Annotated in this window: 23 protein-coding genes; 14 read left to right on the plus strand and 9 right to left on the minus strand. The window is 60.3% G+C overall.

The window, feature by feature from the left end; translation table 11 throughout:
- Nucleotides 1–35: 35 nt before the first annotated feature.
- The 3 genes from PVV54_RS05765 to PVV54_RS05775 all read left to right on the plus strand — a co-directional run bounded on the left by PVV54_RS05765 (nucleotide 36) and on the right by PVV54_RS05775 (nucleotide 1952).
- Nucleotides 36–728, plus strand: a complete 693-nt coding sequence (locus PVV54_RS05765) for an OmpA family protein (RefSeq protein WP_274909012.1) — start codon at nucleotides 36–38, stop codon at nucleotides 726–728.
- Nucleotides 729–956: 228 nt separating this feature from the next.
- A complete protein-coding gene (locus PVV54_RS05770) occupies nucleotides 957–1670 on the plus strand; it encodes an OmpA family protein (RefSeq protein ID WP_274909013.1) in 714 nt (237 codons plus the stop codon).
- An 18-nt stretch (nucleotides 1671–1688) separates the two neighbouring features.
- Nucleotides 1689–1952 (plus strand): DUF1145 domain-containing protein, encoded by a 264-nt coding sequence (locus tag PVV54_RS05775; RefSeq protein WP_274909014.1) that lies wholly within the window; start codon nucleotides 1689–1691, stop codon nucleotides 1950–1952.
- 15 nt (nucleotides 1953–1967) lie between these two features.
- Here the strand turns inward: PVV54_RS05775 and PVV54_RS05780 are convergent, their stop codons facing one another.
- Nucleotides 1968–2432, minus strand: coding sequence for a CopD family protein (locus PVV54_RS05780; RefSeq protein ID WP_274909015.1), 465 nt, complete (start codon nucleotides 2430–2432; stop codon nucleotides 1968–1970).
- A gap of 98 nt (nucleotides 2433–2530) precedes the next feature.
- On the opposite strand from PVV54_RS05780, the gene dinG reads away from it, so the two are divergent.
- From dinG to PVV54_RS05810, 6 genes are all read left to right on the plus strand, one after another.
- Nucleotides 2531–4675, plus strand: a complete 2145-nt coding sequence (gene dinG, locus PVV54_RS05785) for an ATP-dependent DNA helicase DinG (RefSeq protein WP_274909016.1) — start codon at nucleotides 2531–2533, stop codon at nucleotides 4673–4675.
- An 81-nt stretch (nucleotides 4676–4756) separates the two neighbouring features.
- The gene (locus PVV54_RS05790; RefSeq protein WP_274909017.1) at nucleotides 4757–6943 is read left to right on the plus strand and encodes a beta-galactosidase; all 2187 of its coding nucleotides are present in this window, start codon (nucleotides 4757–4759) and stop codon (nucleotides 6941–6943) included.
- Between the two features lie 111 nt (nucleotides 6944–7054).
- Nucleotides 7055–8200: a serine hydrolase domain-containing protein gene (locus tag PVV54_RS05795; RefSeq protein ID WP_274909018.1), complete on the plus strand. Its 1146-nt coding sequence runs from the start codon at nucleotides 7055–7057 to the stop codon at nucleotides 8198–8200.
- A 99-nt stretch (nucleotides 8201–8299) separates the two neighbouring features.
- Nucleotides 8300–9283, plus strand: a complete 984-nt coding sequence (locus PVV54_RS05800; RefSeq protein WP_274909019.1) for an OmpA family protein — start codon at nucleotides 8300–8302, stop codon at nucleotides 9281–9283.
- A gap of 18 nt (nucleotides 9284–9301) precedes the next feature.
- Nucleotides 9302–9949: a pyridoxamine 5'-phosphate oxidase gene (pdxH, locus tag PVV54_RS05805; protein ID WP_274909020.1), complete on the plus strand. Its 648-nt coding sequence runs from the start codon at nucleotides 9302–9304 to the stop codon at nucleotides 9947–9949.
- A gap of 169 nt (nucleotides 9950–10118) precedes the next feature.
- Nucleotides 10119–10583 (plus strand): glycine zipper 2TM domain-containing protein, encoded by a 465-nt coding sequence (locus tag PVV54_RS05810; protein WP_274909021.1) that lies wholly within the window; start codon nucleotides 10119–10121, stop codon nucleotides 10581–10583.
- Nucleotides 10584–10736: 153 nt separating this feature from the next.
- Here the strand turns inward: PVV54_RS05810 and PVV54_RS05815 are convergent, their stop codons facing one another.
- A complete protein-coding gene (locus PVV54_RS05815) occupies nucleotides 10737–12344 on the minus strand; it encodes an NAD(P)/FAD-dependent oxidoreductase (RefSeq protein WP_274909022.1) in 1608 nt (535 codons plus the stop codon).
- Nucleotides 12345–12696: 352 nt separating this feature from the next.
- Between PVV54_RS05815 and PVV54_RS05820 the strand changes: the two genes are divergently transcribed.
- Together PVV54_RS05820 and PVV54_RS05825 are read left to right on the plus strand one after the other, a co-directional pair.
- Nucleotides 12697–13248 (plus strand): hypothetical protein, encoded by a 552-nt coding sequence (locus PVV54_RS05820; RefSeq protein WP_274909023.1) that lies wholly within the window; start codon nucleotides 12697–12699, stop codon nucleotides 13246–13248.
- Nucleotides 13249–13389: 141 nt separating this feature from the next.
- Entirely contained in the window at nucleotides 13390–13596 is a 207-nt protein-coding gene (locus PVV54_RS05825) for a hypothetical protein (RefSeq protein ID WP_274909024.1), read from the plus strand.
- A 62-nt stretch (nucleotides 13597–13658) separates the two neighbouring features.
- Here PVV54_RS05825 and PVV54_RS05830 read toward each other — a convergent pair whose 3' ends face one another.
- Complete coding sequence (locus PVV54_RS05830; protein ID WP_274909025.1) at nucleotides 13659–14333, minus strand: COG3650 family protein; 675 nt, start codon at nucleotides 14331–14333, stop codon at nucleotides 13659–13661.
- A gap of 415 nt (nucleotides 14334–14748) precedes the next feature.
- Here PVV54_RS05830 and PVV54_RS05835 point away from each other — a divergent pair, with 415 nt between their 5' ends.
- A complete protein-coding gene (locus tag PVV54_RS05835; RefSeq protein WP_274909026.1) occupies nucleotides 14749–15702 on the plus strand; it encodes a hypothetical protein in 954 nt (317 codons plus the stop codon).
- Between the two features lie 95 nt (nucleotides 15703–15797).
- Here PVV54_RS05835 and PVV54_RS05840 read toward each other — a convergent pair whose 3' ends face one another.
- From PVV54_RS05840 to PVV54_RS05860, 5 genes are all read right to left on the minus strand, one after another.
- Nucleotides 15798–16499, minus strand: coding sequence for an ABC transporter ATP-binding protein (locus tag PVV54_RS05840; protein ID WP_274909027.1), 702 nt, complete (start codon nucleotides 16497–16499; stop codon nucleotides 15798–15800).
- Nucleotides 16500–17267 (minus strand): high-affinity branched-chain amino acid ABC transporter ATP-binding protein LivG, encoded by a 768-nt coding sequence (gene livG / locus PVV54_RS05845; RefSeq protein WP_114169627.1) that lies wholly within the window; start codon nucleotides 17265–17267, stop codon nucleotides 16500–16502.
- Nucleotides 17264–18520: a high-affinity branched-chain amino acid ABC transporter permease LivM gene (locus tag PVV54_RS05850; protein WP_274909028.1), complete on the minus strand. Its 1257-nt coding sequence runs from the start codon at nucleotides 18518–18520 to the stop codon at nucleotides 17264–17266. The genes livG and PVV54_RS05850 overlap by 4 nt, the downstream gene beginning before the upstream one ends.
- Entirely contained in the window at nucleotides 18517–19440 is a 924-nt protein-coding gene (gene livH, locus PVV54_RS05855; RefSeq protein WP_110639633.1) for a high-affinity branched-chain amino acid ABC transporter permease LivH, read from the minus strand. Before livH ends, PVV54_RS05850 begins: the two co-directional genes overlap by 4 nt.
- Before the next feature lie 187 nt (nucleotides 19441–19627).
- Nucleotides 19628–20743 (minus strand): branched-chain amino acid ABC transporter substrate-binding protein, encoded by a 1116-nt coding sequence (locus PVV54_RS05860; protein WP_274909029.1) that lies wholly within the window; start codon nucleotides 20741–20743, stop codon nucleotides 19628–19630.
- Nucleotides 20744–21103: 360 nt separating this feature from the next.
- Here PVV54_RS05860 and PVV54_RS05865 point away from each other — a divergent pair, with 360 nt between their 5' ends.
- Complete coding sequence (locus PVV54_RS05865; protein ID WP_274909030.1) at nucleotides 21104–21409, plus strand: DUF2288 domain-containing protein; 306 nt, start codon at nucleotides 21104–21106, stop codon at nucleotides 21407–21409.
- Between the two features lie 169 nt (nucleotides 21410–21578).
- Entirely contained in the window at nucleotides 21579–22466 is an 888-nt protein-coding gene (locus PVV54_RS05870) for an NAD(P)-dependent oxidoreductase (protein WP_274909031.1), read from the plus strand.
- Here PVV54_RS05870 and PVV54_RS05875 read toward each other — a convergent pair.
- Nucleotides 22366–24630, minus strand: a complete 2265-nt coding sequence (locus PVV54_RS05875; RefSeq protein ID WP_274909032.1) for a putative bifunctional diguanylate cyclase/phosphodiesterase — start codon at nucleotides 24628–24630, stop codon at nucleotides 22366–22368. The genes PVV54_RS05870 and PVV54_RS05875 overlap by 101 nt on opposite strands.
- Between the last annotated feature and the right edge of the window lie 121 nt (nucleotides 24631–24751).

Genomic DNA, 24751 nt, shown 5'->3' on the forward strand with positions numbered 1-24751 from the left:
CCTTATGCCGATTCCCCCTAGGAGAAGCAACGAAAATGAGCATAGTACGCACAGCGTTACCCCTGGTACTGCTCACCAGTGTGTTGACTGGTTGTGCAGGTTTGCAAAAAACCGACTGGCCGAAGTGTGCTGCCGTCGGGGGTGTTGGCGGCGCTGCCCTGGGCGCTATCGAAAGCTCCAGCTGGGCTGGCTGGGGCGCCTTGCTCGGCGGCGGGCTGGCGGCCGGCTATTGCTGGGCCCACGGCGATGGCGATGAAGACGGTGATGGCGTGCCGGACAGCCGCGACAAGTGCCCCGGCACCCCGCGCGGTGTGCAGGTAGATGCTAACGGCTGCCCGCCAGAACCGGCGCCTGTAGTGGAAGAAGTCGTGGTGCAGAAGGAAGAAGTCATCGTCATTCGCGATGTGCACTTCGAGTTCGACTCCGCACGCCTGACCGCGGCCGACAAAGAACGCCTGAACACCATCGCTACCCGCCTGAAGCAGGAAGCGCCAAGTGCCCGCTTGAGCGTGACCGGCCATACCGACAGCGTCGGCTCCGACAGCTACAACCAGAAACTGTCCGAACGCCGCGCCCACTCGGTGACCGATTATCTCGTTGAAAGCGGTGTACCACGCGCCAGCTTCGTCTCGGTGGTGGGGGCAGGCGAAACCCAGCCGGTAGCCGACAACGCCACGGCCGATGGGCGTTCGATGAACCGTCGCACGGAAATCAAGATCCAGCGCTGACGGCATGCGCCCGCGCCTTGTTAAGTGGCGCGGGCGCGTCTTTACTCCACTAGGTTGTGTTCGAAAAGCCTTGATACTTGTTCATGCTGCGTTGAAAACAGCCTCGGAATGCTCATGTACTCCAGTACACTCCGCTTCCTCGGCTGTTTTCGCCTTGCCTGACCTGCGTCTCAAGACTTTTCGAACACAACCTAGCCAGTTGCGGCCAACGACACGGGAGCATTCAGCATGAGTGTGATGTCAAAGGCGGCATTGCCATTGGTGGTGGCTACCAGCCTGCTTGCAGGTTGTGCCACCCACAGTGACGGCAGTGCGCCCCTCAACCAAAGGACCTGGCCCATTTGCAGCCTGCTTGGCGGCCTTGCAGGAGGTGGCCTGGGTGCCATAGAAAGCTCCAGCTGGGCGGCGGGTGGTGGCGCCTTGGGTGCCATTGCCGGTGGGCTGATCTGTTACGCCCAGGACGGCGACGAGGATGGCGACGGCGTGTTCGACCGCCGCGACCGTTGCGCCGACACGCCGGCTGGTACGGCAGTCAACCACATGGGTTGCCCTTTGCCGCAATACCCGCCCAGCACGCCAGCGCCTGAGCCCAAGCCCGAAGTGATTTCGCTGGATGATCAGGGGCAGGTGATGTTCGCCTTCAATTCCGCCGACCTCACCACGGCCAGTCAGCAGCGCCTGCAAAGCCTGATGCCCAGGCTGAACGAGCTGGGCGTCAGCCGGATCAAGGTTGTCGGTCACACCGACAATGTGGGGTCCGACAGTTACAACCAGGCACTGTCTGAACGCCGTGCCGCCAGCGTTGCCGAATACCTGATCAGCCAGGGGCTTGCGCCGGAGAAAGTGACCAGCCAAGGGCGCGGAGCCAGTGAGCCAGTGGCCGAAAACGACACCGAGGAAGGGCGCGCGCACAACCGGCGGGTCGATCTGCACCTTGATTGATTGGCGTGAGGGCAGGGTATGAAGTTCATTCTGGGCCTGGGTAAGGTCCTGACCGTGGCGTTCTGGGGCGTGGCGCTGTTCAACTGGCTGGTGCCCCAGCCGCTGCCGTTCAACCTGTTGATCAACACGGCAGCCGTTGCCCTGCTGAGCCTGCATGTGCTGGAGGTGCTGTTCTTCAATGGCAGCCTGCGGGGGCGTAGCCACCGCTGGTTTGACCGGCTGCAAATTCTGTTGACGGGCATCTTCCACGTCATGTCCATACCCCGCCCGCGCCCCCGGTAGGCGCGGGTCAGCGCATCACATCATCAACCGTGAACTTGCCACTGCCACGACCGCCAACCCCAGCAGCAGGTTGGCCCCCACCATCCGCCGAATCCTGACCAGCACCGCCGCCCCGCTGGCCCAGTCCTCGGCCTGCACCGCCGCTTTGAGCTCCGGCAGCAGCAAGGCCTGAATACGCATGAACAACGCAAACATGACGATCCCGCCGCCAATCATCACCTGGATGTACTTCGGCGCTGTCTCGAAGCCGTTGAAGCGCAGGTGCAACATGCCGATACCACTTATCGCCAAGATCGCCACTGCAAGCCAGACCCAGACAAAAAAGCGTCGGAAAACTTCCACCCACAAACGCAGCCGGGCAGGTCCCTCAAGGGCTGCAACCGTTGCCGGGCGCAGTACCAGCCAGGCGAAGAACATGCCGCCGACCCACACCAGGGCGGCCAGAACATGCAGTGTGTAGGGCAGGGCAAAGGCAAGCATCGGGATCTCCATGCGGCACAAAGGGCAATAGCGGGGTATGATAGCCGCCCCATGCGAAACACTGAAAATATATCCAGCCCTATGGGCGCCCGCAGACCATGATCAGCACTGAACTCAAAGCCACCATCCAGGGCGCCTACTCGCGTTTTCTCGAAGCCAAGAGCCTCAAGCCCCGCTATGGCCAGCGCCTGATGATCGCCGAAGTGGCCAAAGTGCTCGGCGACATTGCTTGCGACGACGAAGGCCGCCGTGCCGGCGAGCCCGCCGTGGTGGCCGTTGAAGCGGGCACCGGTACCGGCAAGACGGTGGCCTACAGCCTGGCCGCCATCCCCGCCGCCAAGGCTGCTGGCAAGCGTCTGGTAATCGCTACCGCAACCGTAGCCCTACAGGAGCAGATCGTCTTCAAGGACCTGCCCGACCTCATGCGCAACAGCGGCCTGAACTTCAGCTTCGCCCTGGCCAAGGGGCGTGGCCGCTACCTGTGCCTGTCCAAGCTCGACGTGCTGCTGCAGGAGGGTCACGCGCAGTCGGCCACTGCGCAGCTGTTCGAGGAAGAAGGCTTCCACATTGAGGTGGATGAACGCAGCCAGAAGCTGTTCAACAGCATGATCGAAAAACTTGCCGGCAACCGCTGGGACGGTGACCGTGACAGCTGGCCCGAAGCCCTGGAGGACCAGGACTGGGCGCGGCTGACCACCGACCACAGCCAATGTACTGGCCGCCACTGCCCGAACTTCCAGCAGTGCGTGTTCTACAAAGCCCGGGAGGGCATGGGCAAAGTCGACGTCATTGTCACCAACCATGACATGGTGCTGGCCGACCTGGCCTTGGGCGGCGGTGCCGTGCTGCCCGACCCGCGCGACACCATGTACGTGTTCGACGAAGGCCATCACCTGCCAGACAAGGCCATCGGCCATTTCGCCCACTATTCGCGGCTGCGCTCCACTGCCGACTGGCTGGAACAAACGGCCAAGAACCTGACCAAGCTGCTGGCCCAGCACCCGTTGCCTGGCGACCTGGGCAAGCTGATCGAACAGGTGCCGGAGCTGGCGCGGGAAATCCGCACCCAGCAACAGTTCATGTTCACCCTGTGCGAGCAGGTGGCGGACTTCCGGCCCAGCGAAGACATGGAAGGCCGCGAGCGCCCGCGCTACCGCTTCGAGGGTGGGGTGGTGCCGGAGGCGATCCGCGAAGCCGGCATCGAGCTGAAAAAAGGCTTTGCCCGCCTCAACGACCTGTTCACCCGCCTGGCCGACCTGCTCAAAGAAGGCATGGACGGTGAAGTGAACATTGGCATCGCCAGCCATCAGGCCGAAGAGTGGTACCCGCTGTTCGGCAGCCTGGTCACCCGCGCCCAGGGCAACTGGGAGCTGTGGACCGCCTTCACCGCCGAAGACCCGGAGGACAGCCCACCCATGGCCCGCTGGCTGACCCTCGCCGAGAGTGGTGCGTTGTTCGACATCGAGGTCAACGCCAGCCCCATCCTGGCTGCAGAAATGTTGCGGCGCAGCCTGTGGAACGTTGCCCATGGTGCATTGGTGACCTCGGCAACGCTCACGGCGCTGGGCAAGTTCGACCGGTTCCGCATGCGTTCAGGTTTGCCCCGTGATGCCGTTACCTGCGTGGTGCCCAGCCCGTTCGTGCATGGCGATGCCGGCTTGCTGCGGGTGCCCGACTTGCAGGCCGACCCTCGGGATGCGGCGGCGCACACGGCGGCGATCATCCGCGAGTTGCCGAATATCGTCGAAGACGCACGCGGTGCCTTGGTGCTGTTCTCTTCCCGCAAGCAAATGCAGGACGTGTTCGATGGCCTGGACCGGGACTGGCGCAAGCTGGTTTTGATTCAGGGCAACCTGTCCAAGCAGGAAACCCTGAACAAGCACAAAGCGCGGGTCGATGATGGCCAGCACAGTGTGCTGTTCGGCCTGGCCAGTTTCGCAGAGGGTGTCGACTTGCCAGGTGCCTACTGTGAGCACGTGGTCATTGCCAAAATCCCCTTCGCGGTGCCCGACGACCCTGTTGAAGCGGCACTGGCCGAATGGATCGAAGCCCGTGGTGGCAACCCGTTCATGGAAATTGCCGTTCCCGATGCCTCGCTGCGCCTGATCCAGGCCTGTGGCCGCCTGCTGCGTACCGAGCAGGACCGGGGCGTGATTACCTTGTTGGACCGGCGCCTGGTCACGCAGCGCTACGGCAAGGCTATCCTCAATGCGCTGCCGCCGTTTCGCCGAGAGATTTCCTGACGGCCGGAGCATGATGCGTCGGCCCGTTGTCCACCACTCACCCGCGGGCTCATGAAGGCCCGGAAGGAGAGCCCCAGCCTTATGATTCGCCGCGCCTTGCCTGCCATTCTCACCCTGTTGTTCAGTTCGCCATTGCTGGCAGGGCAACAGACGTTGTTCAGTTTTGTGCGGCCGGCTTCGGTGGTCAATGTGCTGACCGAGGGTACGGGTATGCCGCAATACAACGCCGAGCAGACAGCTGAAGGCGAAGTGTTGCGGCGCGTGGTGTTCAACCCGGTCGAACGCCCGACCTTGCGCATGAGCCCGCAAAGTGGGGTGTGGGACTGGTCTGCCGGGCAGTTTCTGACGTTGCGGTTGCAAAGTGCAATGGATTGGGCGCTGACCGTGGATGTGACGGTGTTGGGCAGTGATGGGCGCACCCTCACCAGCCGTATCGATTTGCCTGCGGGCCCGGCCCAAACCGTGATGGTCCCGCTCAAGGCCAGCTCGCCACTGAGCCAAGGCATGCGCGCCGGGCCGCCCATGCCTTGGGCTTATCAGGGGCAGCGCCTGCTGTTTACCAGCAGCAGTGGCGATATTGATCTCAAGCAAGTGGTGTCTGTCAGCCTGACCATTCCAAGCCCGAAGGTGGCGCAAAACCTGCTGATCGAAAAAGTTGGCCTGCAGGATGACGATCTCGCCTACAAGGCCGCTTACCACGAACTGATCGATAGCTACGGGCAGTCCACCCGTGGTCGTTGGCCTGAAAAGATCGTCAACGATCAGCAGCTCACGGTTGCCGATGGCCGGGAGCAAGCGCAACTTCAAGGTTGGCTGGCCGAACGACAGAAGCAGCAACTGGATAACTATGGTGGCCTGGTCGCGGGGCCTGCCTTTGAGGCCAAGGGTTTTTTCCGCACCGAAAAGCGCGATGGCCGCTGGTATCTCGTAACGCCGCAAGGCCACCCGTTTTACTCGCTGGGCGTCAATGCCGTGGCCGCGGACGGTGGACGTACGTATGTGGCTGGCCGTGAAGACATGTTCAGTGCATTACCGGCAGAAGGCGAAGCGTTGGCCGCCTTCTATGGTGAAGGCAACAACGATGATGGCAACGCCTCGTCGCAAGGGCGTAACTTCAAGCAAGGGCGCTGGTTCGACTTTTATGCTGCCAACCTGCAGCGCACCTACGGCATGGCACCGGACAACACGCGCTGGCAGGCGCACACCCTGGACCGCTTGCAGGCCTGGGGCTTCAACACCTTGGGCAACTGGAGCGACCCCGCACTGGCTCAGGCCCAGCGCATGCCCTACACCTTGCCGCTGTCGATCGTCGGTGACTATGCCAGTATCAGCACCGGCATGGACTGGTGGGGGCGCATGCCCGACCCGTTTGACCCGCGCTTTGCCATGGCCACCGAACGTGCCGTGGCCATTGCTGCCCGCGATCACCGTGATGATCCGTGGCTGATTGGGTACTTCGCGGACAATGAGCTGGCCTGGGCCGCGCCCGGCGATGCCCCCAAGGCACGATATGGCTTGGCCTACGGCACCTTGCGCCTGACCACCGATGTGCCGGCCAAACGTGCGTTTCTCAAGCAATTGCGTGACAAGTACCGCAATCAGGAGGGCTTGTCCAAAGCCTGGGGGATCGACCTGCAAGCCTGGGAGCTGATGGAAGACCCGGGCTTCGAGGCGCCGCTGCCCAACCCTGAACACCCTGAAATCGAGCGTGATTACCAGTACTTCCAGCAGGTGTTCGCCGAAACCTACTTCAAGACCATTGCCGATGCGCTGCAGTGGCATGCCCCCAACCATATGCTGTTGGGTGGGCGCTATGCCGTCAGCACTCCGGAAGCGGTGCAGGCCTGCGCCAAGTTCTGTGACGTGCTGAGTTTCAACTTCTATACCCTCAAGCCTGACGATGGCTACAACTTCGCCCAGTTGGCCGCGCTGGACAAACCGGTGCTGGTGTCCGAGTTCCAGTTCGGCTCGCGCGATCGTGGGCCGTTCTGGCCTGGGCCAGTGGAAGTCGCGCGCGAAGAGGACCGTGGGCCAGCCTATGCCAACTTCCTCAGGGCGGCCTTGGCCCAGCCGATGATCGTCGGCGCGCACTGGTTCCAGTATCTCGACCAACCGGCCAGCGGCCGCCTGCTCGATGGTGAAAACGGGCACCTGGGGCTGGTGGCCATTACCGATGTGCCTTACCCGGGCTTTGTCGATGCCGTGCGCAAAAGCAATCTGGCGGCATTGGGCCAGTTGCGTGCCGGTGTCGAGAAGGCGAAGCAATGAGGCAAGCGGGGAACTATTCCTGGCAACCTTCCAGCCATGCCCAGTAGGCAAACGGCCTAACTACTGAAACAATGCACGCCTTTTCAGCAGGGTCGTACGGAGAACAGGCGGGTGCAGATTCAGGGTCACTATGAGCTGAAGTTCGAAGCAGTGCGCGAAGCATTCGCGGCGTTGTTCGATGATCGCCAGGAGCGCGGTGCCGCGCTGTGCATCCAGGTGGGTGGCGAGACGGTCATCGATCTGTGGGCTGGCAGCGCCGACAAGGACGGCCAGCAGGCCTGGCACAGCGATACCATCGCCAACCTGTTCTCCTGCACCAAAACCTTTACGGCTGTGACCGCGCTGCAACTGGTGGGTGAGGGCAAGCTCGCCCTGGACGTGCCTGTGGCGCGTTACTGGCCAGAGTTTGCCCAGGCGGGCAAAGAAAGCATCACCTTGCGCCAGTTGCTTAGCCACCGGGCAGGTTTGCCGGCCATTCGCGAGTTGCTGCCAGCTGAGGCATTGTATGACTGGCAAGCCATGGTCGATGCCCTGGCCGCCGAAAGCCCGTGGTGGGTGCCAGGCACCGAGCATGGCTACGCCGCCATCACTTATGGCTGGCTGATTGGCGAACTGATCCGCCGCGCCGATGGCCGTGGCCCGGGCGAGTCGATCGTTGCCCGCACTGCACGGCCACTGGGGTTGGACTTCCATGTCGGTCTTGCAGACGAAGAGTTCCATCGCGTGGCGCACATCGCCCGCGGTAAAGGCAATGCTGGCGATGCGGCAGCCCAGCGCCTGTTGCAGGTAACCATGCGAGAGCCTGAAGCGCTGTCGACCCGGGCTTTCACCAACCCGCCGGCGATTCTGACCAGCACCAACAAACCGGAATGGCGGCGTATGCAGCAGCCAGCGGCCAATGGCCATGGCAACGCCCGCAGCCTGGCCGGCTTCTATGCCGGTGTGCTCGATGGCAGCCTGCTCGAGTCCGAACTGCTCGACGAACTGACCCGTGAGCACAGCATCGGCCAAGACCGTACCCTGCTGACGCAAACCCGCTTCGGCCTCGGTTGCATGCTCGACCAGCCCGATGTGGCCAATGCCACATTCGGCCTCGGCGCCCGTGCCTTCGGGCATCCAGGGGCGGGCGGCTCGGTCGGTTTTGCCGACCCCGAGTACGATGTGGCCTTCGGTTTCGTGGTCAATACCCTCGGCCCCTACGTGCTGATGGACCCGCGCGCCCAGCACTTGGTTCGGGTGCTTCGCAGTTGCCTTTGATCGGGTAACGCGGGTATTGCGCAACCCCTTTGTCTATCCTGAATGCCAGCGCCTGAACCGTTTTGGCAAATTTTCTTTCTATTTCATGGTGTATCGCTGATGTCTTCACATAAAACCTTAGCTCTCGCGCTGTGCCTGACTGCCGTGACCGGCTGTGCCAGCCACTCCCAGGACGCCTCCAAGGAGGGCGGCAGCAGCTGGTGGCCGTTTGGTTCGGACAAGGTTGCCGAGCAGGAAGTGAAACAGGCCGTGACTGAAAAGGTTGCCAAGGCTGACGCAAAATCCGAGAGCGCCAGCCGCTGGTGGTGGCCGTTTGGTGGTGACGACAAGCAGGCCCAGGGTCCTGTCGTGCCGAAGATTGACGAAAAGGCCACCCAGGCTTGGCTGGACCAATACGAGCCGAAGCTGCGTGAAGCCATCAAGGACAGCAAGCTGGAGCTGGAGCGCCGTGAAAACGTGCTGGTCGTGACCATTCCGGCGGACAGCTCCTACAACCCGGACCGCCCGAACATGCTCCTGCCGATGAGCCTGGGGCCGATCACCCGTGTGGCCAAGGCCGTCGAGGGCGACCCCAAGACTGCCGTGCTGGTGTTGGGCCATGCCGACACCAGCGGTGCTGCCGCTGCCAACCAGAAGCTCAGCCTGGAGCGCGCCGCCTCGGTGTCGGCTATCTTCCGCCTGAGTGGCCTGCAGCGTGATCGCCTGTCGCTCAAGGGCATGGGTTCGGAAATGCCGCGTGCCGCCAACGACAGCGCCGAGGGCCGTGCCCTGAACCGTCGCGTGGAAATGCTGCTGACGCCGCAGAACACCATGCTTGCGCTGCTGGCCAAGTACCAGAAGCCAGTGCCTGCAGCCAGCGCCGCTTCGATGGTTGCCACCCAGGACGCCAAGGCTCCTGCTGCCAAGGTCGCCGAAAGCAAGCCAGCTGTAAAAGCGGCTGCCAAGCCAGCCGCTAAAAAGGCTACCGCCAAAGCGCCAGCCAAGCCGGCTGCCAAAAAGAAAGCCGCCCCGGCCAAGCCTGCCGCCAAGAAAGCCACGGCCGACAAGAAAGTCGCCGCCAACACCCCTGCGAAGACCAACTGATCGTCAAGGAACGCAGCCATGACCCAATCCCTGGCCGATATGCGCCGCGACTACACCCGAGATGGCCTGGCCGAAGCCCAGGCCCCGGGCGAGCCGTTTGCCTTGTTCCATCAGTGGTTTGCCGATGCGGTGAAAACCGAGCAACCCCCAGTGGAAGCCAATGCCCTGACCCTCGCCACGGTGGATGGCGAGGGGCGTCCTCATTGCCGTGTGCTGTTGTTGAAGGGCCTCGATGATCGCGGTTTCACCTTCTTCACCAACTATGAAAGTGCCAAGGGCCAGCAGCTGCTGGCCAATCCTTTTGCCGCAATGACATTCTTTTGGCCGGCACTGGAGCGCCAGGTGCGTATCGAAGGGCGTGTAGAAAAGGTTACGGCCAAGGAGTCGGACGATTACTACCAGGTGCGGCCGTTGGGAAGTCGGCTGGGCGCCTGGGCCTCGCCGCAAAGCCGGGTGATTGCCAACCGTGAAGAACTGGAAGGGCTGGTCAAGGCGACCGAGGCCCGTTTCAGCGACACCCAGCCGCACTGCCCGGAACACTGGGGTGGTTACCGGTTGCTGCCTGAGCGCATCGAGTTCTGGCAGGGGCGTTCCAGCCGCCTGCATGACCGCCTGAACTATCGGCTGGTTGACGGGCAATGGTCGCGGGAACGTCTGGCGCCCTGAGCAACCTTTACGCCGGTGAAGTAATCCCTGTCTATCCTTGGTCTGACGTCAGAGCCGGGCAGTGAACGCTGTACCGCAGCTGAATGAAAACAATTTTGTTACGTGTGTACCGTGACAGTTGTCAATCGGCGGCGTCTAATGGACACCATGACTTATGGAGACTTTACCCATGCGTAAATCCGCTTTGCTGGTGGCGACCTTTACCACCATGTCGTTGTTGCTGGGGGGCTGTGCCTCGAGCCTGACCGGCGACAGCTACTCCCGTGATGAGGCCCGTCGCGTGCAGACTGTGCGCATGGGGACTATCGAATCCCTGCGCCCCGTCAAGATCGAAGGTACCAAGACCCCGATCGGCGGTGGTGCCGGTGCCATCGTTGGTGGTGTCGCCGGTAGTGCCATTGGCGGTGGCCGTGGCAGTATCGTTGCCGCGGTAATTGGTGCCGTGGCCGGTGGCCTGGCGGGCTCTGCGGCCGAGGAAGGCCTGACTCGTACGCAGGGTGTGGAAATTACCGTGCGTGAGGACGATGGCAGTATGCGCGCCTATGTGCAGGCCGTGCAGGAGAATGAAGTCTTCCGCGTTGGCGAGCGTGTGCGCATCATGACCGTGGACGGTACCAGCCGCGTTACGCACTGATTGCGAAGCAACAAAAAACCCCGAACGGGCTTGGCTCGTTCGGGGTTTTTTAGTATCTGTGCCGGCCTTTCGCGGATGAATCCGCTCCTACAGGTTTTATGCGTCCTGTAGGAGCGGATTCATCCGCGAGGGGCCAGTACAGTCAACCGGACTTCAAAGCCCGAGCATATCCCGCGCCACTGCTTCGGCAATGCGAATACCGTCTACACCCGCCGACAGAATCCCGCCCGCATAACCCGCGCCTTCACCCGCCGGGAACAAGCCCTTCATGTTCAGGCTCTGGAAGTCCGCGCCACGGGTAATACGCAGTGGCGACGATGTGCGCGTTTCGATCCCGGTCAGCACGGCGTCGTGCAGGTTGTAACCCTTGATCTGGCGATCAAACGCCGGCAGCGCTTCGCGAATCGCTTCGATGGCGAAATCCGGCAGGCTTGGCGCGAGGTCACCCAGAGTGACGCCCGGCTTGTAGGACGGCTCGACGCTCCCGAGCGCCGTCGATGGCTTGCCGGCTACAAAATCACCCACCAACTGTGCAGGCGCCTGGTAGTTGCTCCCACCCATGATGTAGGCGTGGGCTTCCAGCCGCTCTTGCAGTTCGATACCGGCCAGCGGGCCACCCGGGTAGTCGCGCTCGGGGTCGATACCCACCACGATGCCCGAGTTGGCATTGCGCTCGTTACGCGAGTACTGGCTCATGCCGTTGGTCACCACCCGGCCCGGCTCACTGGTGGCCGCAACCACGGTGCCGCCTGGGCACATGCAGAAGCTGTACACCGATCGGCCGTTCTTGGCGTGGTACACCAGCTTGTAGTCGGCGGCGCCCAGTTTCGGGTGGCCGGCATATTTGCCAAGGCGCGCCTTGTCGATCAGTGTTTGCGGGTGCTCGATGCGGAAGCCTACGGAGAACGGCTTGGCTTCCATGTACACGCCTTTGGCATGCAGCATGCGGAAGGTGTCCCGAGCACTGTGGCCCAGCGCCAGCACCACATGGCGGGAATGCAGCTGTTCGCCGCTCTCCAGTACCACGCCGGTCAGTTGGCCGTCCTCGACCAGCAGGTCGGTGACCTTCTGCTGGAAGCGCACCTCGGCCCCCATGGCGATCATGTCCTGGCGCATCTGCTCGACCATGCCGGTCAGGCGGAAGGTGCCGATGTGTGGTTTATTGATGTACAGAATCTCGTCCGGTGCACCGGCTTTGACGAACTCTTCCAGCACCTTGCGGCCATGGTGGTTCGGGTCTTTGATCTGGCTGTACAGCTTGCCGTCGGAGAACGTGCCGGCGCCGCCTTCACCGAACTGCACGTTGGACTCAGGGTTGAGCACGCTTTTACGCCACAGGCCCCAGGTGTCCTTGGTGCGCTGGCGCACTTCCTTGCCACGTTCGAGGATGATCGGCTTGAAACCCATCTGCGCCAGCAACAGGCCGGCGAAGATACCGCAGGGGCCGAAGCCCACCACGATCGGGCGCTCCTGCTGGCCGGCCGGCGCATGGCCAACGAACTTGTAGCTGACGTCCGGGGCAATGTCGATGTTGCGATCGTCGGCGAACTTGCTCAGCAGCTCGGCTTCGTTGCTGGCTTCCAGATCAATGGTGTAGATGAACAGCAGTTCGCTGTTCTTCTTGCGTGCGTCGTAGCTGCGCTTGAACAGGGTGAAGCTGAGCAGTTGCTCATCGCGGATGCCCAGGCGCTGTACGATGGCCTCGCGCAGGGCTTCGTCGGGATGGTCCAGGGGCAGCTTCAGTTCGGTGATTCGTAGCATGGCAGGGTCCAGTATCCCGGCCATGGGCGGCCGGCGGCTTTACACAAACCGCCAAGTATAAGCTGTTCGCCGCCTGCACAGGCAGAAGAAATCAGCACCGGTTGTCGATCTCGCGATCACAACCTCGTGCAGATGACGCGTGCCGGACTCAAGCATTGAGAGAGCTACATGCCAAATACCAAGTAGTTTGGCTTGAAAAGGGAGGAGTGTAGTTTAGCGTTGGATTCTCAACAACTGATAAAACTGTCAGTTGTGAGGATGCTTCTCAAATTTTAATCTTGCTTCCAATGGTCTGGTTGATGTGCAGTGAACTCTCCAGTGGCTTGGAATGACCTCTATTGGAATATTCCGCATGAAAATGATTATTGGGCTCGCAGTGGTGTTGTCCCTGGCCGCGTGTCAGATCCATCGTGAACCCTCGCGTCCCCATGTTTCTTCACTCCCGACGGCCGTCATTACTGTTGATGGTCCGGAAACGGCGGCTGACTTGACGGCCCGCTATGCCGATACAAGACAGGATTGCGGTAAGCCATCCACACCGGCTTTTTTATGCAGTGGTGTCATTCTTCGCATCACAACGTACAGCCCTGATTATGACTCCTGGGATCCAAGTGATAACTCAGTAAGGCTGGGCGCGCAATCGTTTAGTTATGTGCGCAAAGATAGCAAATTTTCTCGGCTTGCCTGGAGTCTGAGCAACGGTTACATACTCTACCCGATTTTCAGTGCGCCACCAGACAAAATGGACCCTGATGTGCTGTGCATTTTTCCGATTGACGGTTATACCAATGACCGCACAGGAGAACGTTGCGGTCCCTACGCCGATAATAATGCGACCAGCCGTCCTTGTGGAATTCAAAGCATTACAACGGCACAGCAGTGGATAAATTTATATAATGCGTAAGCTCAGGCAAATAACAAACTGTGTGCGTTCAATGTTCGTGACAGTCAAAATCATCTGGCCGGTCCGGCGTTCTATGCGGGCGTGTTGGCAAAGTCACAGGGCGCACCAATAGACAAGAGGTTCACGCAACATAACGAGTTGGTGCTCAAGACCTGGGCAAGAGGTATCGGCGCGACATTACCCCTGCAAGCGTTCTTTTACCTAAATGCTACCGGGCTTGCCGATGCCAAGAAGGACAAAGCCAACTTTTTAGCTAAAACGAGCATAAACTTGCCCCTCATAAAAGTCACCATGCCTGCTTCACAAGCAGAGGATGCTAAATTCGAGTACATCCCTGGCGACAATTGACACTTACTCGCGATTGTCTTACAGCGCCGGGCCATCGACCCGGCTACTGTGTACCTGATCTGTCAGTTGTCGCGCGCACCGCCGTAATAACCGCAGCCCTGTAAGGTCTGGCCATCGATTTTCAACTCAGCCCGCAGGTGGCGCACTGCACCGCTGGCGCTGTCCACGCAGCGTTGCGGAGCCACCCACAATTCGACGTGCTGGCCATTGGCTTCGCTGGTCAGGTTCAGGCCACCACCGGGTACCTCTTCTTCAAGGAACGGCAGGGGCAGCGGATCTTTACCGGGGCGTTCGATGACCATCCCCTTACCACTGGCTTTCACCGTCCAGAACGGTTCTTGACCACTGGCGCGCAGTGTCAGCTGTTTGAAGTTGGGGTCGTCACAGGCGCGGGTCGAAGATTCCAGGCGGTACAGGCGCCGCACTTCCAGTACACCATCGTTATTGGCCTGCTTGGCGCCGGTGAGGCGACCACGCACATCGGCGAACAGCTTGTCATTGGCGCTGTCGGCGAGGCCGGCAGCTTCCTGGAGGATGCCGGTAGCGCCGGTGTCGTTGATCACGAACTGGCGTGCCTCGCTGCAGGGCTTGAACAGCAATTGGCCACCTGCTGCGCTCAATTCGCCCTGCATGCGCAGGGTGCCAATGTTCGGGTCGGTGGGTTGATTGGCCATGAGCTGGCAGCCGGCGAACAGGGGCAGAAGGCTGGTGAGCAGTAGGGCAGGGGTGAGGCGCATGGGGCGAGCTCCACAATGCTGGGAAAGGGCTGGTCACGTTACTTAGGCTGGCCGGTATTCTCAAGCGCTTACGTGACGCACTTGAAGCGATACCTTTGTTTTTGCGGGTGACATTAACTTTTGGAGGAGGCAAGCAGCAGTAATTTTTTGCTAATCAGAAAGAGTATGGGGATCTTTAGCCGCGCGCACCTGATATTTTTGCTAGTTGTCGATGAGGTCAGAGGTGCGTTTAACTTCGGTCTAGGGCTATTGCTTGCGGTGGTTGGAACTCGGTGTAAGAGGATTTTTACATTGAGTGTTGGTTGGTGGGGTGGCCCGATTTCAGCGAGTATGTTTTCAGTTTTGGGGGTTCTCCCAGGGGAGCGCTCGCACTGTATAACGCATGACATTAACTTACATCGTTTCGAGGTGAATCATGAAGAAGCAGCTTGCGGTTGTGATTCTGGTTTTTTTGTCGGCTTGCACCGTTCATCAGAAAGAAGATGTTGTATCTAATACAGTTGATGCTTCTAAACGTGAGGGCACGCTTGGCACACGCAGTGTGGTGCAGCCGCAGAATGTAGCTGACGGTCCTGCAGTGGCACAGGCACTGACAAATCGCTACAACGATACCACTAAATATTGTGCTGGCCAGAATCCGGCCTACTACTGCAATGGCGTAATGCTTCGTATAACCACATACTCACCCAATTACAGGTCTTGGGAACCCAGCCCCCAATCACAAGCATTGCGTTCGGTGTCTTATTCTTTTTTGCGTCGAGATGGTAAGTTTAAGTCTTTGGCCTTTGAAGGGAGTAATGGGCTGATTCTCTTCTCATTGGAAACAACGCCAAGCCACAAATTCAAGGTCAAGCCGATGTGTATTTACCCGAATGACGGTTGGACCAATAATTCAACGGGTACCCGGTGCGGCGTTGGACAGACGCAGGTTCCCACTGAGAGAAGGTGTCCTTGGGTCGGTGTGGCATGGGCTGCTGAGTGGGTTGCCAAGTACGTGGGCGTAGGTTATGAAGGACCTACTATCTGTGCGTACAATGTGGATACTTCAATGGAGGGCTCTGCGATGGCTGCCATTTGGTTGGGAGAAAGTCAAAAAGTCAAGGAGATGGCCAGCAGTGACAGCGATAAGCGTTTTACTCAGCAGAATGAGTTGATAATTGCGGCGGTAAGCGGTGCCCAGCCACCTGCACGGGAGTGGCCAATACAGGCATTCTTCTATACCAATAACACCGGTTTGGTAGCCGCCAAACTTGATCGTGCAGATTATGAAAACCACGGAGGAGAGCGCTTGCCGCTAATAAAAGTGACCCTTCCGTTGACCCGGGCCCAAGATGCTAAGTTTGAGTACATCGAGGATGACAACACTTAGTGGGCCGCGGACCTGAGGCAGCCTGAGCGAATCCACAACGCAAAAAACGCCCCGAAGTGTCGGGGCGTTTGTACGGTGGCCATCAGTAGATGAACTCAGCCTCCAAGGTACGCGTCCCGTACTTTGGGATCGGTCAACAACGCTTCACCTGTCCCCTGCATCACCACCCGGCCGTTCTCCAGCACGTAAGCCCGGTCAGCAATTTTCAGCGCCTGGTTGGCATTCTGCTCCACCAAAAACACAGTCACGCCATCGCGGCGCAGCTGTTCGATGATGTCGAAGATCTGCTGAATGATGATCGGCGCCAACCCCAGCGACGGTTCGTCGAGCAGCAGCAGTTTGGGCTTGCTCATCAGCGCCCGGCCGATGGCCAGCATCTGTTGCTCGCCACCGGACATGGTGCCGCCGCGCTGCTCGTAGCGCTCCTTCAGGCGCGGGAACAGTTGCAGCACTTTGTCCAGTTGCTCCTGATAATCGCCTTTGTTGGTGAAGAAACCGCCCATGGCCAGGTTTTCCTCAACAGTCAGGCGGGCGAACACGCGGCGGCCCTCAGGGACCACGGCGATGCTCTTGCGCATGATGTGCGAGGAGGGCTGGCCGACCAGCTCTTCGCCCAGGTACTTGATGCTGCCGCTGTGCGCCTGGGGCGAGCCGCAAAGGGTCATCAGCAAGGTCGATTTGCCAGCACCGTTGGCACCGATCAGGGTGACGATCTCACCCTGGTTGATTTCCACGTTGACGCTGTGTAGCGCCTGGATCTTGCCGTAGAAGGTGGAAACGTTTTCGAACTTCAGCATTTACGCTTCCCCCAGGTAGGCTTTGATCACTTCAGGGTTGTCGCGGATTTCCTCCGGGGTACCGTGGGCCAGGGGGGTGCCCTGGTTGATCACGACGATGTGGTCGGAAATGCTCATCACCAGCTTCATGTCGTGCTCGATCAGCAGCACGGTGACGTTGTGCGACTCACGCAGGTAGGCGATCAAGGCCTTGAGGTCTTCGGTTTCCTTGGGGTTCAGGCCGGCAGCAGGCTCGTCGAGCATGATGATCCGTGGCTGGGTCATCATGCAGCGGGCGATTTCCAGGCGGCGCTGCTGGCCGTAGGCCAGAGTGCCGGCGGTGCGGTTGGCGAATTCGGTCAGGTTGACCTTCTCCAGCCAGTACTGCGCACGCTCCATGGCCTCCTTTTCGCTGCGGCGGAAGCTCGGGGTTTTGAACAGGCCGGCGAAGAAGTTGGTGTTGAGGTGGCGGTGCTGGGCGATCAGCAGGTTTTCCAGTGCGGTCATTTCCTTGAACAGGCGCACGTTCTGGAAGGTCCGCACCACGCCCTTGCGGGCAATCTGATGGCCCGCAAGGCCCTGAATCGGCTGACCGTCCAGCAGAATGGTGCCACCGCTGGGCTTGTAGAAGCCGGTCAGGCAGTTGAACACGGTGGTCTTGCCGGCGCCGTTCGGGCCGATCAATGCCACCACTTGTTTTTCCTTGACGGTCAGGCCTACGCCGTTTACCGCCAACAAACCGCCGAAGCGCATGCTCAGGCCGCTGACTTGCAGAATTTCACGGCTCATCGATGCAGCTCCATGTGTGGACGTTGCATAGGCAGTAAGCCTTGCGGACGCCAGATCATCATCAACACCATCAGCGCACCGAACATCAGCATCCGGTATTCGCTGAACTCACGCATCAGTTCTGGGAGCAGGATCATCACGATGGCCGCGAGAATCACGCCCAACTGAGAGCCCATGCCGCCAAGCACGACGATGGCGAGGATGATCGCCGACTCGATGAAGGTGAACGACTCAGGTGTCACCAGGCCCTGACGCGCGGCGAAGAAGCTGCCGGCGAAACCGGCGAAGCAGGCGCCAAGGGTGAAGGCCGAGAGTTTGATCACAGTCGGGTTCAGGCCAAGTGCACGGCAGGCGATTTCGTCTTCACGCAGCGCTTCCCAGGCACGGCCGATCGGCATGCGCAGCAGGCGGTTGATGACGAACAGTGCCAGCAGGGCCAGCAGCAGGGCCACCAGGTAGAGGAAGATGACCTTGTTGATCGAGTTGTATTCCAGCCCGAAGAACTCGTGGAAGGTCTGCATACCCTCTGCCGCGCGGCGCTCGAACGTGAGGCCGAAGAAGGTTGGCTTCTCGATGTTGCTGATGCCGTTGGGGCCGCCGGTCCAGTCGGTGAGGTTACGCAGGAAAAGGCGAATGATTTCGCCAAAACCCAGGGTCACGATCGCCAGGTAGTCACCGCGCAGGCGCAGCACCGGGAAGCCGAGCAGGAAGCCGAAGGTGGCGGCCATCAGGCCGGCGATCGGCAGGCACATCCAGAAGCTCCAGCCCAGGTAGTGCGACAGCATGGCGTAGCTGTATGCGCCCACTGCGTAGAAGCCCACGTAGCCGAGGTCGAGCAGGCCGGCCAGGCCCACCACGATGTTCAGGCCCAGGCCCAGCAGCACGTAGATCAGGATCAGCGTGGCGATGTCGACTGCCCCGCGCGAGCCGAAGAACGGCCACACCAGTGCAACCACGATCAGGCCCATGATCACCCAGCGTTGGGTTTTCGGCAGGGTCATGAAGTTGCTGACCGACGCCGGCACCAGCTTGCGGTCCGAGCGGCGGCCCACCACCGAGCTCCACTGCTTGTCGAACAGCACGCGCAGGAACATCAGCACCGAGCACACGGCAATGATGCTGATGGTGAACGACCCTTGGCTGTGCACGACAAGGCTGATGCCGTCGATGCTCAGTTTCAGGCCCAGTACCGGGAAGGCCACGGCCCACACCAGCAAGGCGGCGAAAAACGCCTGTTTGAGATTTTTGTTCATACTTTTTCAACCTCCGGGCGGCCCAGGATGCCGGTCGGCCGGAACAGCAAGACAAGAACCAACAAGCCGAATGCCACTACGTCCTTGTACTGGTCACCGAAGATGTCGGCGCCAAACGCTTCGGCAACGCCCAGCACCAGCCCGCCGAGCATGGCGCCCGGGATGCTGCCGATGCCGCCCAGTACCGCCGCGGTGAAGGCCTTCAGGCCCACCAGGAAACCGGCGTTGGGGTTGATCACCCCATACTGCATGCTCAGCAGCACGGCCGCCACGGCCGCCAGAGCGGCGCCGATGACGAAAGTGAGGGCGATGATGTTGTTGGTGTTGATGCCCAGCAGGTTGGCCATCTTGATGTCCTCGGCACAGGCGCGGCAGGCGCGGCCCAGGCGGGAACGGGAGATGAACAGGGTCAGGCACGTCATAGCCACCAGGGTGACCACGAACACCAGGATCTGCATGTAGCTGATCAGGACTTCTTCAGCACCGCCCGGCCCGAAGGAGATGCTCCCGGGGATCAGGTTAGGGATGGATTTGTCCTTGGAGTCCTGTGAAAGCAACACGGTGTTCTGCAGGAAAATCGACATGCCGATGGCGGAAATCAGTGGGATCAAACGGTTGCTGTTGCGCAGGGGGCGGTAGGCGACCCGTTCGATGCTGTAGCCATAGGCACTGGTAACACAGATCGTCGCGACGAAGGCGACGGTCATCAGGATCGGCAACGAATGGATACCCATCATGGCCAGGCCCGCCAGGGCGATGAAGGCCACGTAGGAACCGATCATGTACACCTCGCCGTGGGCGAAGTTGATCATGCCAATGATGCCGTACACCATCGTGTAACCGATGGCGATCAAGGCGTAGGTGCTGCCGATGGTCAATCCATTAACCAGTTGTTGGAAGAAATGGTAGATCTCAGGCATTACAGCGCTCCTAAAAACCTGATTTGCATTTCGCCGGCCGGGTGACGGCCAGGAAACCGCGGGTGACGGTTTTAAGATTTTCAGGTGAGCCCGTTGCCGGATCGCGGCATTCAGGCCCATGAACCTCGTAAAACAAAGCCCACTGCTCGCACAGTGGGCTTTTACGGTCAGCTATTTAGTCACGCAGTTACTGAGGGGATACTTCGGTTTTCGGCTTGCCGAAGTGCCATTCGTAGACCACGAACTTGAAGTCTTTCAGATCGCCTTTGGCGTCGAACGACAGCTCGCCGGTCGGGGTCTTGAAGGTGCCGGCGTGGATGGCAGCAGCCACCTTGTCGGTGTCTTCGGACTTGGCAGCCTTGATGCCTTCGGCGATCAGCTCAACAGCCGAGTAGGCCGGGAACACGAACGGGCCGCTCGGGTCTTTGCCATCAGCCTTGATAGCGTCGACGATGGCCTTGTTCGCAGGGTCTGCGTCAAAGGACTTCGGCAGGGTAACCAGCAAGCCTTCGGAGGCGTTCTGGGCGATCTGCGAAATGGAGTCGTTACCCACGCCTTCCGGGCCCATGAATTTGGCTTTCAGGCCTTTTTCCTGAGCTTGGCGCAGGATCAGGCCCAGCTCTGGGTGGTAGCCGCCGTAGTAAACGAAGTCGACGTTGTTTTGCTTGAGCTTCTGGATGATCGAGGAGAAGTCCTTGTCACCGGCGTTCAGGCCTTCGAAGACGGCAACCTTCGTGCCTTTGCCTTCGAGGGTTTGCTTGACCGCGGTGGCGATGCCTTCACCGTATTGCTGCTTGTCGTGCAGTACGGCAACAACCTTAGGCTTGACGTGGTCGGCGATGTAGTTGCCGGCCGCCGGGCCCTGGGCGCTGTCCAGGCCGATGGTACGGAAGATCAGCTTGTAGCCACGGGCGGTGATTTCCGGGCTGGTGGCAGCCGGGGTGATCATGATCACGCCTTCGTCTTCGTAGATGTCGGACGCTGGCTGGGTGGAGCTGGAGCACAGGTGGCCGATGACGAACTTGACGCCGTCGTTGACCACTTTGTTGGCGACTGCCACGGCCTGTTTAGGGTCGCACGCGTCGTCGTATTCCTTGGCCTCAAGCATTTTGCCATCGACGCCGCCCTTGGCGTTGATGTCCTTGATGGCCTGTTTGGCGCCGATGAACTGCATGTCGCCGTATTGGGTCACTGGCCCGGTTTTCGGGCCGGCGATGCCAATTTTGATGGTGTCGGCGGCAAACGAATGGCTGGCTACCCCGGCCAGAACCATTGCGGCGAACAGCTTGGAAATCTTGATCATTAGTGCTCCACTCATTCTGTTGTAATTCTTATAGTCCTGGCGGCCAGGGCTACAGACCGGGCGGGATTTGCGGCATGGCCACGCCATACTGCATGCCCACCTTCCCCCGGAACATGTCCCGGAACTGTACCGGTACAGTGTAGAGCGCTGTTCGAGCGCTTGAAAAGCGGGCGAAAAGTGCCTAAACCGGGGCTTGTCGCATGATCGAAACAAAGATACAAAAAAGCGCCATCAAAGTGCCCGTACCTTGGCCCTTACCCCACAAGATTCGGGCCGTTCGACCAAATTACTTATTTGAAACCGGGTTTTTCTGCAAAAATACTGGCCATTTTTCGTTGGCCGATTTGCGGGAAAAAACCCATGACTGATCAAACAAGCACCCTCTATGCCAAATTGCTCGGCGAGACGGCGACAATCGAGTGGAAAGCTTTGGAGCGTTTCTGGGCCAAGGGTGACCTGATTTGGGTCGACCCCAGCCTGGACCTGATCGCGGTTGCCGAGGCAATGGCCGAGAATCGCAGCGAGATCTTCGCCAAGTGGCGTAATGATGGCGTGGTTGGGCCTGTGTCGGCAGAGCAAGCGCTCGACCTGCAAAACCGCGATCCAGAGATATGGGCAGTGGTGGTATCACCGTTCATCGTCATTCAGGCCAAGGCGACCGAATAACGCAGACTTATTTTGGTGCGCATAAATGCACAGCTGCCTCAATTTGGTGCTTGATAGTGTTCAGGCCCGGTGGCGGTCGGTAACAATTTGGCGTGGCGGTAACAGTTTACGAAATGCGTAATGGGCCCGATCGTGGCCTTCCAAATAACAAGATGGCCAGGAGCCCTTCATGAGCACTGCATTACCCACCCTTGGATTCGCCGGTATCGGGCTGATGGGCCTGCCCATGTGCCGTCGCCTGCTGGCCGCCGGTTTTCCGCTGATCGTGTGGAACCGCAGCCCGGAAAAATGCGCATCCTTGGTTGCCGCCGGTGCCCGAATGGTGGCCACTCCCGCCGTGCTGGCTCAGGAATGCGACCTGGTACTGCTGTGCCTGGCCGACACGGCGGTGGTACGTGATGTGGTGTTTGGTGACCAGGGCGTTGCTCAAGGTGGCAGCCGTGGCCAGTTGCTGGTCGACTTTTCCAGCCTTGAACCCACTGCCACCCGTGAGATGGCTGCCGAACTGGCGGCCCTGTGCGGCATGGCCTGGCTGGATGCGCCGGTTTCCGGTGGCACGCCGGGGGCGGAGGCGGGTACGTTGGCGATCATGGTCGGCGGCGATACGGCTGATTTGCAGCGTGCGCGGCCAGTACTGGAAGTGCTTGGCCAGCGGGTGACCCACATGGGCGGGGTGGGGGCAGGGCAAGTGACCAAGGCCTGCAACCAGATGATCGTGGCGTGCAATGCGTTGGTCATTGCAGAAGTAGTGGCTTTGGCTGAGCAGTCTGGCGTAGATGCAACATTGATCGCAGAGGCCCTGGCCGGTGGTTTCGCCGACTCCAAACCGCTGCAGATCCTGGCCCCACAAATGGCCGAAAGCCGCTTCGAACCCGTAAAATGGCACGTACGCACGCTGCTGAAGGACCTCGACGGCGCGGTCAAACTGGCCCGCGAGCAGGGCGCGGCAACGCCGCTCAGTGGCCTCGCCGCGCAGTTGATGCGACTTCACGGTAGCCAGGGGTATCTGCAAAAAGATCCGGCGACCCTTGTAGAGCTGTATCGCAGCAAGCCGTAATGGCGGCTTGCTGGCGGTCGAGCTGATCGAGGATCGGCCGCAGGTCTGCAAGCGGCACCGGGCGGCTTAGCAGGTAACCTTGCAGGAAGTTGCAGCCGTTGGCCTCCAGAAACGCGTACTGCTCGATGGTCTCGACGCCTTCGCTGACCACCTGCAGGTGCAGGGTGTGGGCCATGATGATGATGGCTTGCACGATTTCGCGGTCTTTCTGGCTGCCCGGTACGCCTTGCAGGAACGATCGGTCGATCTTGAGCACATCCAGTGGCAGGTGTTTGAGGTAGGCCAGCGAGGAATAGCCGGTGCCGAAGTCATCGACCGACAGGCTTACCCCCTGTGCGCGGATGCGTTTGAGCAGGCAGATAGTGCGCTGGATATCGCCCATCAACGCGTTCTCGGTCACTTCGATTTCCAGGTGGCGGGGCGCAATGCCCGCCTGGAACAGCGCCATCTCTACCTCGTTGGCCAGTGGTTCGTGGCCCAATGTCACTGCCGAGCAGTTCACCGTGACTTTGAGGCTGGTGTAGCCGTGACGATGTAGCTGCGCCAGGTCCTCGCAGGCGTGGCGTAGCACCCACAGGTCGAGGTCCACGATCAGGCCGTTGGCTTCAGCGATGCCGATGAAGCGGTCCGGGCTCAGCAAGCCGTGCTGCGGGTGCTGCCAGCGCACCAGCGCTTCCAGCTTGGCCACCTGGCCGCTTTGCAGGTCGAAGATAGGCTGGTAGTGCACACACAGGCCGCGTTCTTCCAGCAGGGCCACGCGCAGTTCTTCTTCCAGTTGCAACTCCAGTGTGGCGCGGCTTTTCAGGCTGTTGTTGAAGAAATGCAGGCTGTTGCGCCCGCTCCCCTTGGACTGATACAGGGCCAGGTCGGCGTGTTTGAGCAGCTCTTCAGCCGTCAGCCCATCGTCGGGGTAAATGCTGATGCCGATGCTGGTGGACATGACCATGCGTCGCCCGCTCAGGTCGATCGGGTCTTTCATCCGCTGCATGATGCGCTGCGCCAGGTGCCGTGCATCGTCGTGGCCCTTGAGGCTGGTGACAACGCAAAACTCGTCGCCGCCAAAGCGAGCGACCAGGTCGTGGCTGCGAGTGGCGGCCTTGATGTGGCCCGCGATGACTTTCAGCAGTTGGTCGCCGGCATCATGGCCGAGGCTGTCGTTGATGCGCTTGAAGTGGTCGATGTCGAGGAACATGACCGCCAGCCGGTCCTGGCTGGGGTCTTGTTCAGCGAGGCGTTCGGCGAACACCTGGTTGAAGCCGCGCCGGTTGATGAGGTTGGTCAGGGCGTCGTAATGGGCCGCTTGCTGCAACGAGGCTCGGGCCTGGTCCAGCTGGTTGAGCAGCATGCTGTAGCGGCGCAAGTCTTCTTCCTTGCTTTGCAGCTTTTTGTCCGCCAGGGCAGCGCTGATGCAGCTGCCGCTGATCAACAGGGTGATGAACGCGACCGTCAGCCCCAGTTGCAGGCTGTTATCGCCAGAAGGCAGGCGCAACGCGGTGTCGGCCGGGATCACCAGGGTCATGGCCGCCATGGCGGTGAAGTGGGTGGCGATGATGCCGCCAGCCATCAGCAGGCTGGCGCCATATTTCATGGCTTGGTGCAATGTGCCAGCGCCGTTGCGGAAGTAGCGGGCCAACAGCAAGGCCGCAAGGCTGGTGAGCAGGGCGATGGCTGCACTGGTGAGCAACAGGCCGGTTTGGTAGTACTGCTGGGCGCCGGTTTGCAAGGCGGCCATGCCGACAAAGTGCATCAGCACGATACCCAGGCCAATGAGCAAGGCACTTTGCAGGTAATGCAGCGGGCGCATTTCACTGCGGTCGAGGCTGGACATGGCCAGCCAGGCCACCACCAGGGCAATCAGCAATGAAAGGCCGGTCAGCGAGGCGTCGTAATGCACTTCCAGGGGGGCCTGGAAGGCCAGCATGCTGATGAAGTGCATGGCCCAGATACCACCGGCGAGGCAGCAGGCGCCGAGCATTCGCCATTGGCGTTGCGCGCGCGGGTTCTCGCTGTGTGACTGGCGCTCGGCCATGTCGAGCGTGGCAAAGCAGGCAGCGCTGGCCACGGCAAAAGCGATCAGAACCAGTAACGGTTCATGCCTGCAATCGATGACGATCCGTCCGGTTGCAGGGAGTTCGGCGAATAGTTGCAGACCCAGCCATTCCATTGCTTGCCTCTTCGTCGTGTTGACGCACAGGGGCAGTATAGGAAGAGGTGTTTAACCCTTCCTGACTAATGGCGCTTTGATTTCAACGATTTGGATATGTAGTTGATAGCGGGAGGATATA

It is taken from the genome of Pseudomonas sp. PSKL.D1, from assembly GCF_028898945.1.
GTDB lineage: Bacteria > Pseudomonadota > Gammaproteobacteria > Pseudomonadales > Pseudomonadaceae > Aquipseudomonas.

Bases quoted from the DNA above. Each gene is read 5' to 3' on its own strand.
- PVV54_RS05820 (WP_274909023.1), top strand. From the start codon at position 12,697: ATGAAAATGATTATTGGGCTCGCAGTGGTGTTGTCCCTGGCCGCGTGT.
- livH (WP_110639633.1), bottom strand. From the start codon at position 19,440: ATGCCTGAGATCTACCATTTCTTCCAACAACTGGTTAATGGATTGACC.
- dinG (WP_274909016.1), top strand. From the start codon at position 2,531: ATGATCAGCACTGAACTCAAAGCCACCATCCAGGGCGCCTACTCGCGT.
- PVV54_RS05810 (WP_274909021.1), top strand. From the start codon at position 10,119: ATGCGTAAATCCGCTTTGCTGGTGGCGACCTTTACCACCATGTCGTTG.
- PVV54_RS05790 (WP_274909017.1), top strand. From the start codon at position 4,757: ATGATTCGCCGCGCCTTGCCTGCCATTCTCACCCTGTTGTTCAGTTCG.
- PVV54_RS05775 (WP_274909014.1), top strand. From the start codon at position 1,689: ATGAAGTTCATTCTGGGCCTGGGTAAGGTCCTGACCGTGGCGTTCTGG.
- PVV54_RS05815 (WP_274909022.1), bottom strand. From the start codon at position 12,344: ATGCTACGAATCACCGAACTGAAGCTGCCCCTGGACCATCCCGACGAA.
- PVV54_RS05835 (WP_274909026.1), top strand. From the start codon at position 14,749: ATGAAGAAGCAGCTTGCGGTTGTGATTCTGGTTTTTTTGTCGGCTTGC.
- PVV54_RS05765 (WP_274909012.1), top strand. From the start codon at position 36: ATGAGCATAGTACGCACAGCGTTACCCCTGGTACTGCTCACCAGTGTG.
- PVV54_RS05865 (WP_274909030.1), top strand. From the start codon at position 21,104: ATGACTGATCAAACAAGCACCCTCTATGCCAAATTGCTCGGCGAGACG.
- PVV54_RS05840 (WP_274909027.1), bottom strand. From the start codon at position 16,499: ATGCTGAAGTTCGAAAACGTTTCCACCTTCTACGGCAAGATCCAGGCG.
- PVV54_RS05770 (WP_274909013.1), top strand. From the start codon at position 957: ATGAGTGTGATGTCAAAGGCGGCATTGCCATTGGTGGTGGCTACCAGC.
- PVV54_RS05830 (WP_274909025.1), bottom strand. From the start codon at position 14,333: ATGCGCCTCACCCCTGCCCTACTGCTCACCAGCCTTCTGCCCCTGTTC.
- pdxH (WP_274909020.1), top strand. From the start codon at position 9,302: ATGACCCAATCCCTGGCCGATATGCGCCGCGACTACACCCGAGATGGC.
- PVV54_RS05780 (WP_274909015.1), bottom strand. From the start codon at position 2,432: ATGCTTGCCTTTGCCCTGCCCTACACACTGCATGTTCTGGCCGCCCTG.
- PVV54_RS05800 (WP_274909019.1), top strand. From the start codon at position 8,300: ATGTCTTCACATAAAACCTTAGCTCTCGCGCTGTGCCTGACTGCCGTG.
- PVV54_RS05875 (WP_274909032.1), bottom strand. From the start codon at position 24,630: ATGGAATGGCTGGGTCTGCAACTATTCGCCGAACTCCCTGCAACCGGA.
- PVV54_RS05860 (WP_274909029.1), bottom strand. From the start codon at position 20,743: ATGATCAAGATTTCCAAGCTGTTCGCCGCAATGGTTCTGGCCGGGGTA.
- PVV54_RS05870 (WP_274909031.1), top strand. From the start codon at position 21,579: ATGAGCACTGCATTACCCACCCTTGGATTCGCCGGTATCGGGCTGATG.
- livG (WP_114169627.1), bottom strand. From the start codon at position 17,267: ATGAGCCGTGAAATTCTGCAAGTCAGCGGCCTGAGCATGCGCTTCGGC.
- PVV54_RS05850 (WP_274909028.1), bottom strand. From the start codon at position 18,520: ATGAACAAAAATCTCAAACAGGCGTTTTTCGCCGCCTTGCTGGTGTGG.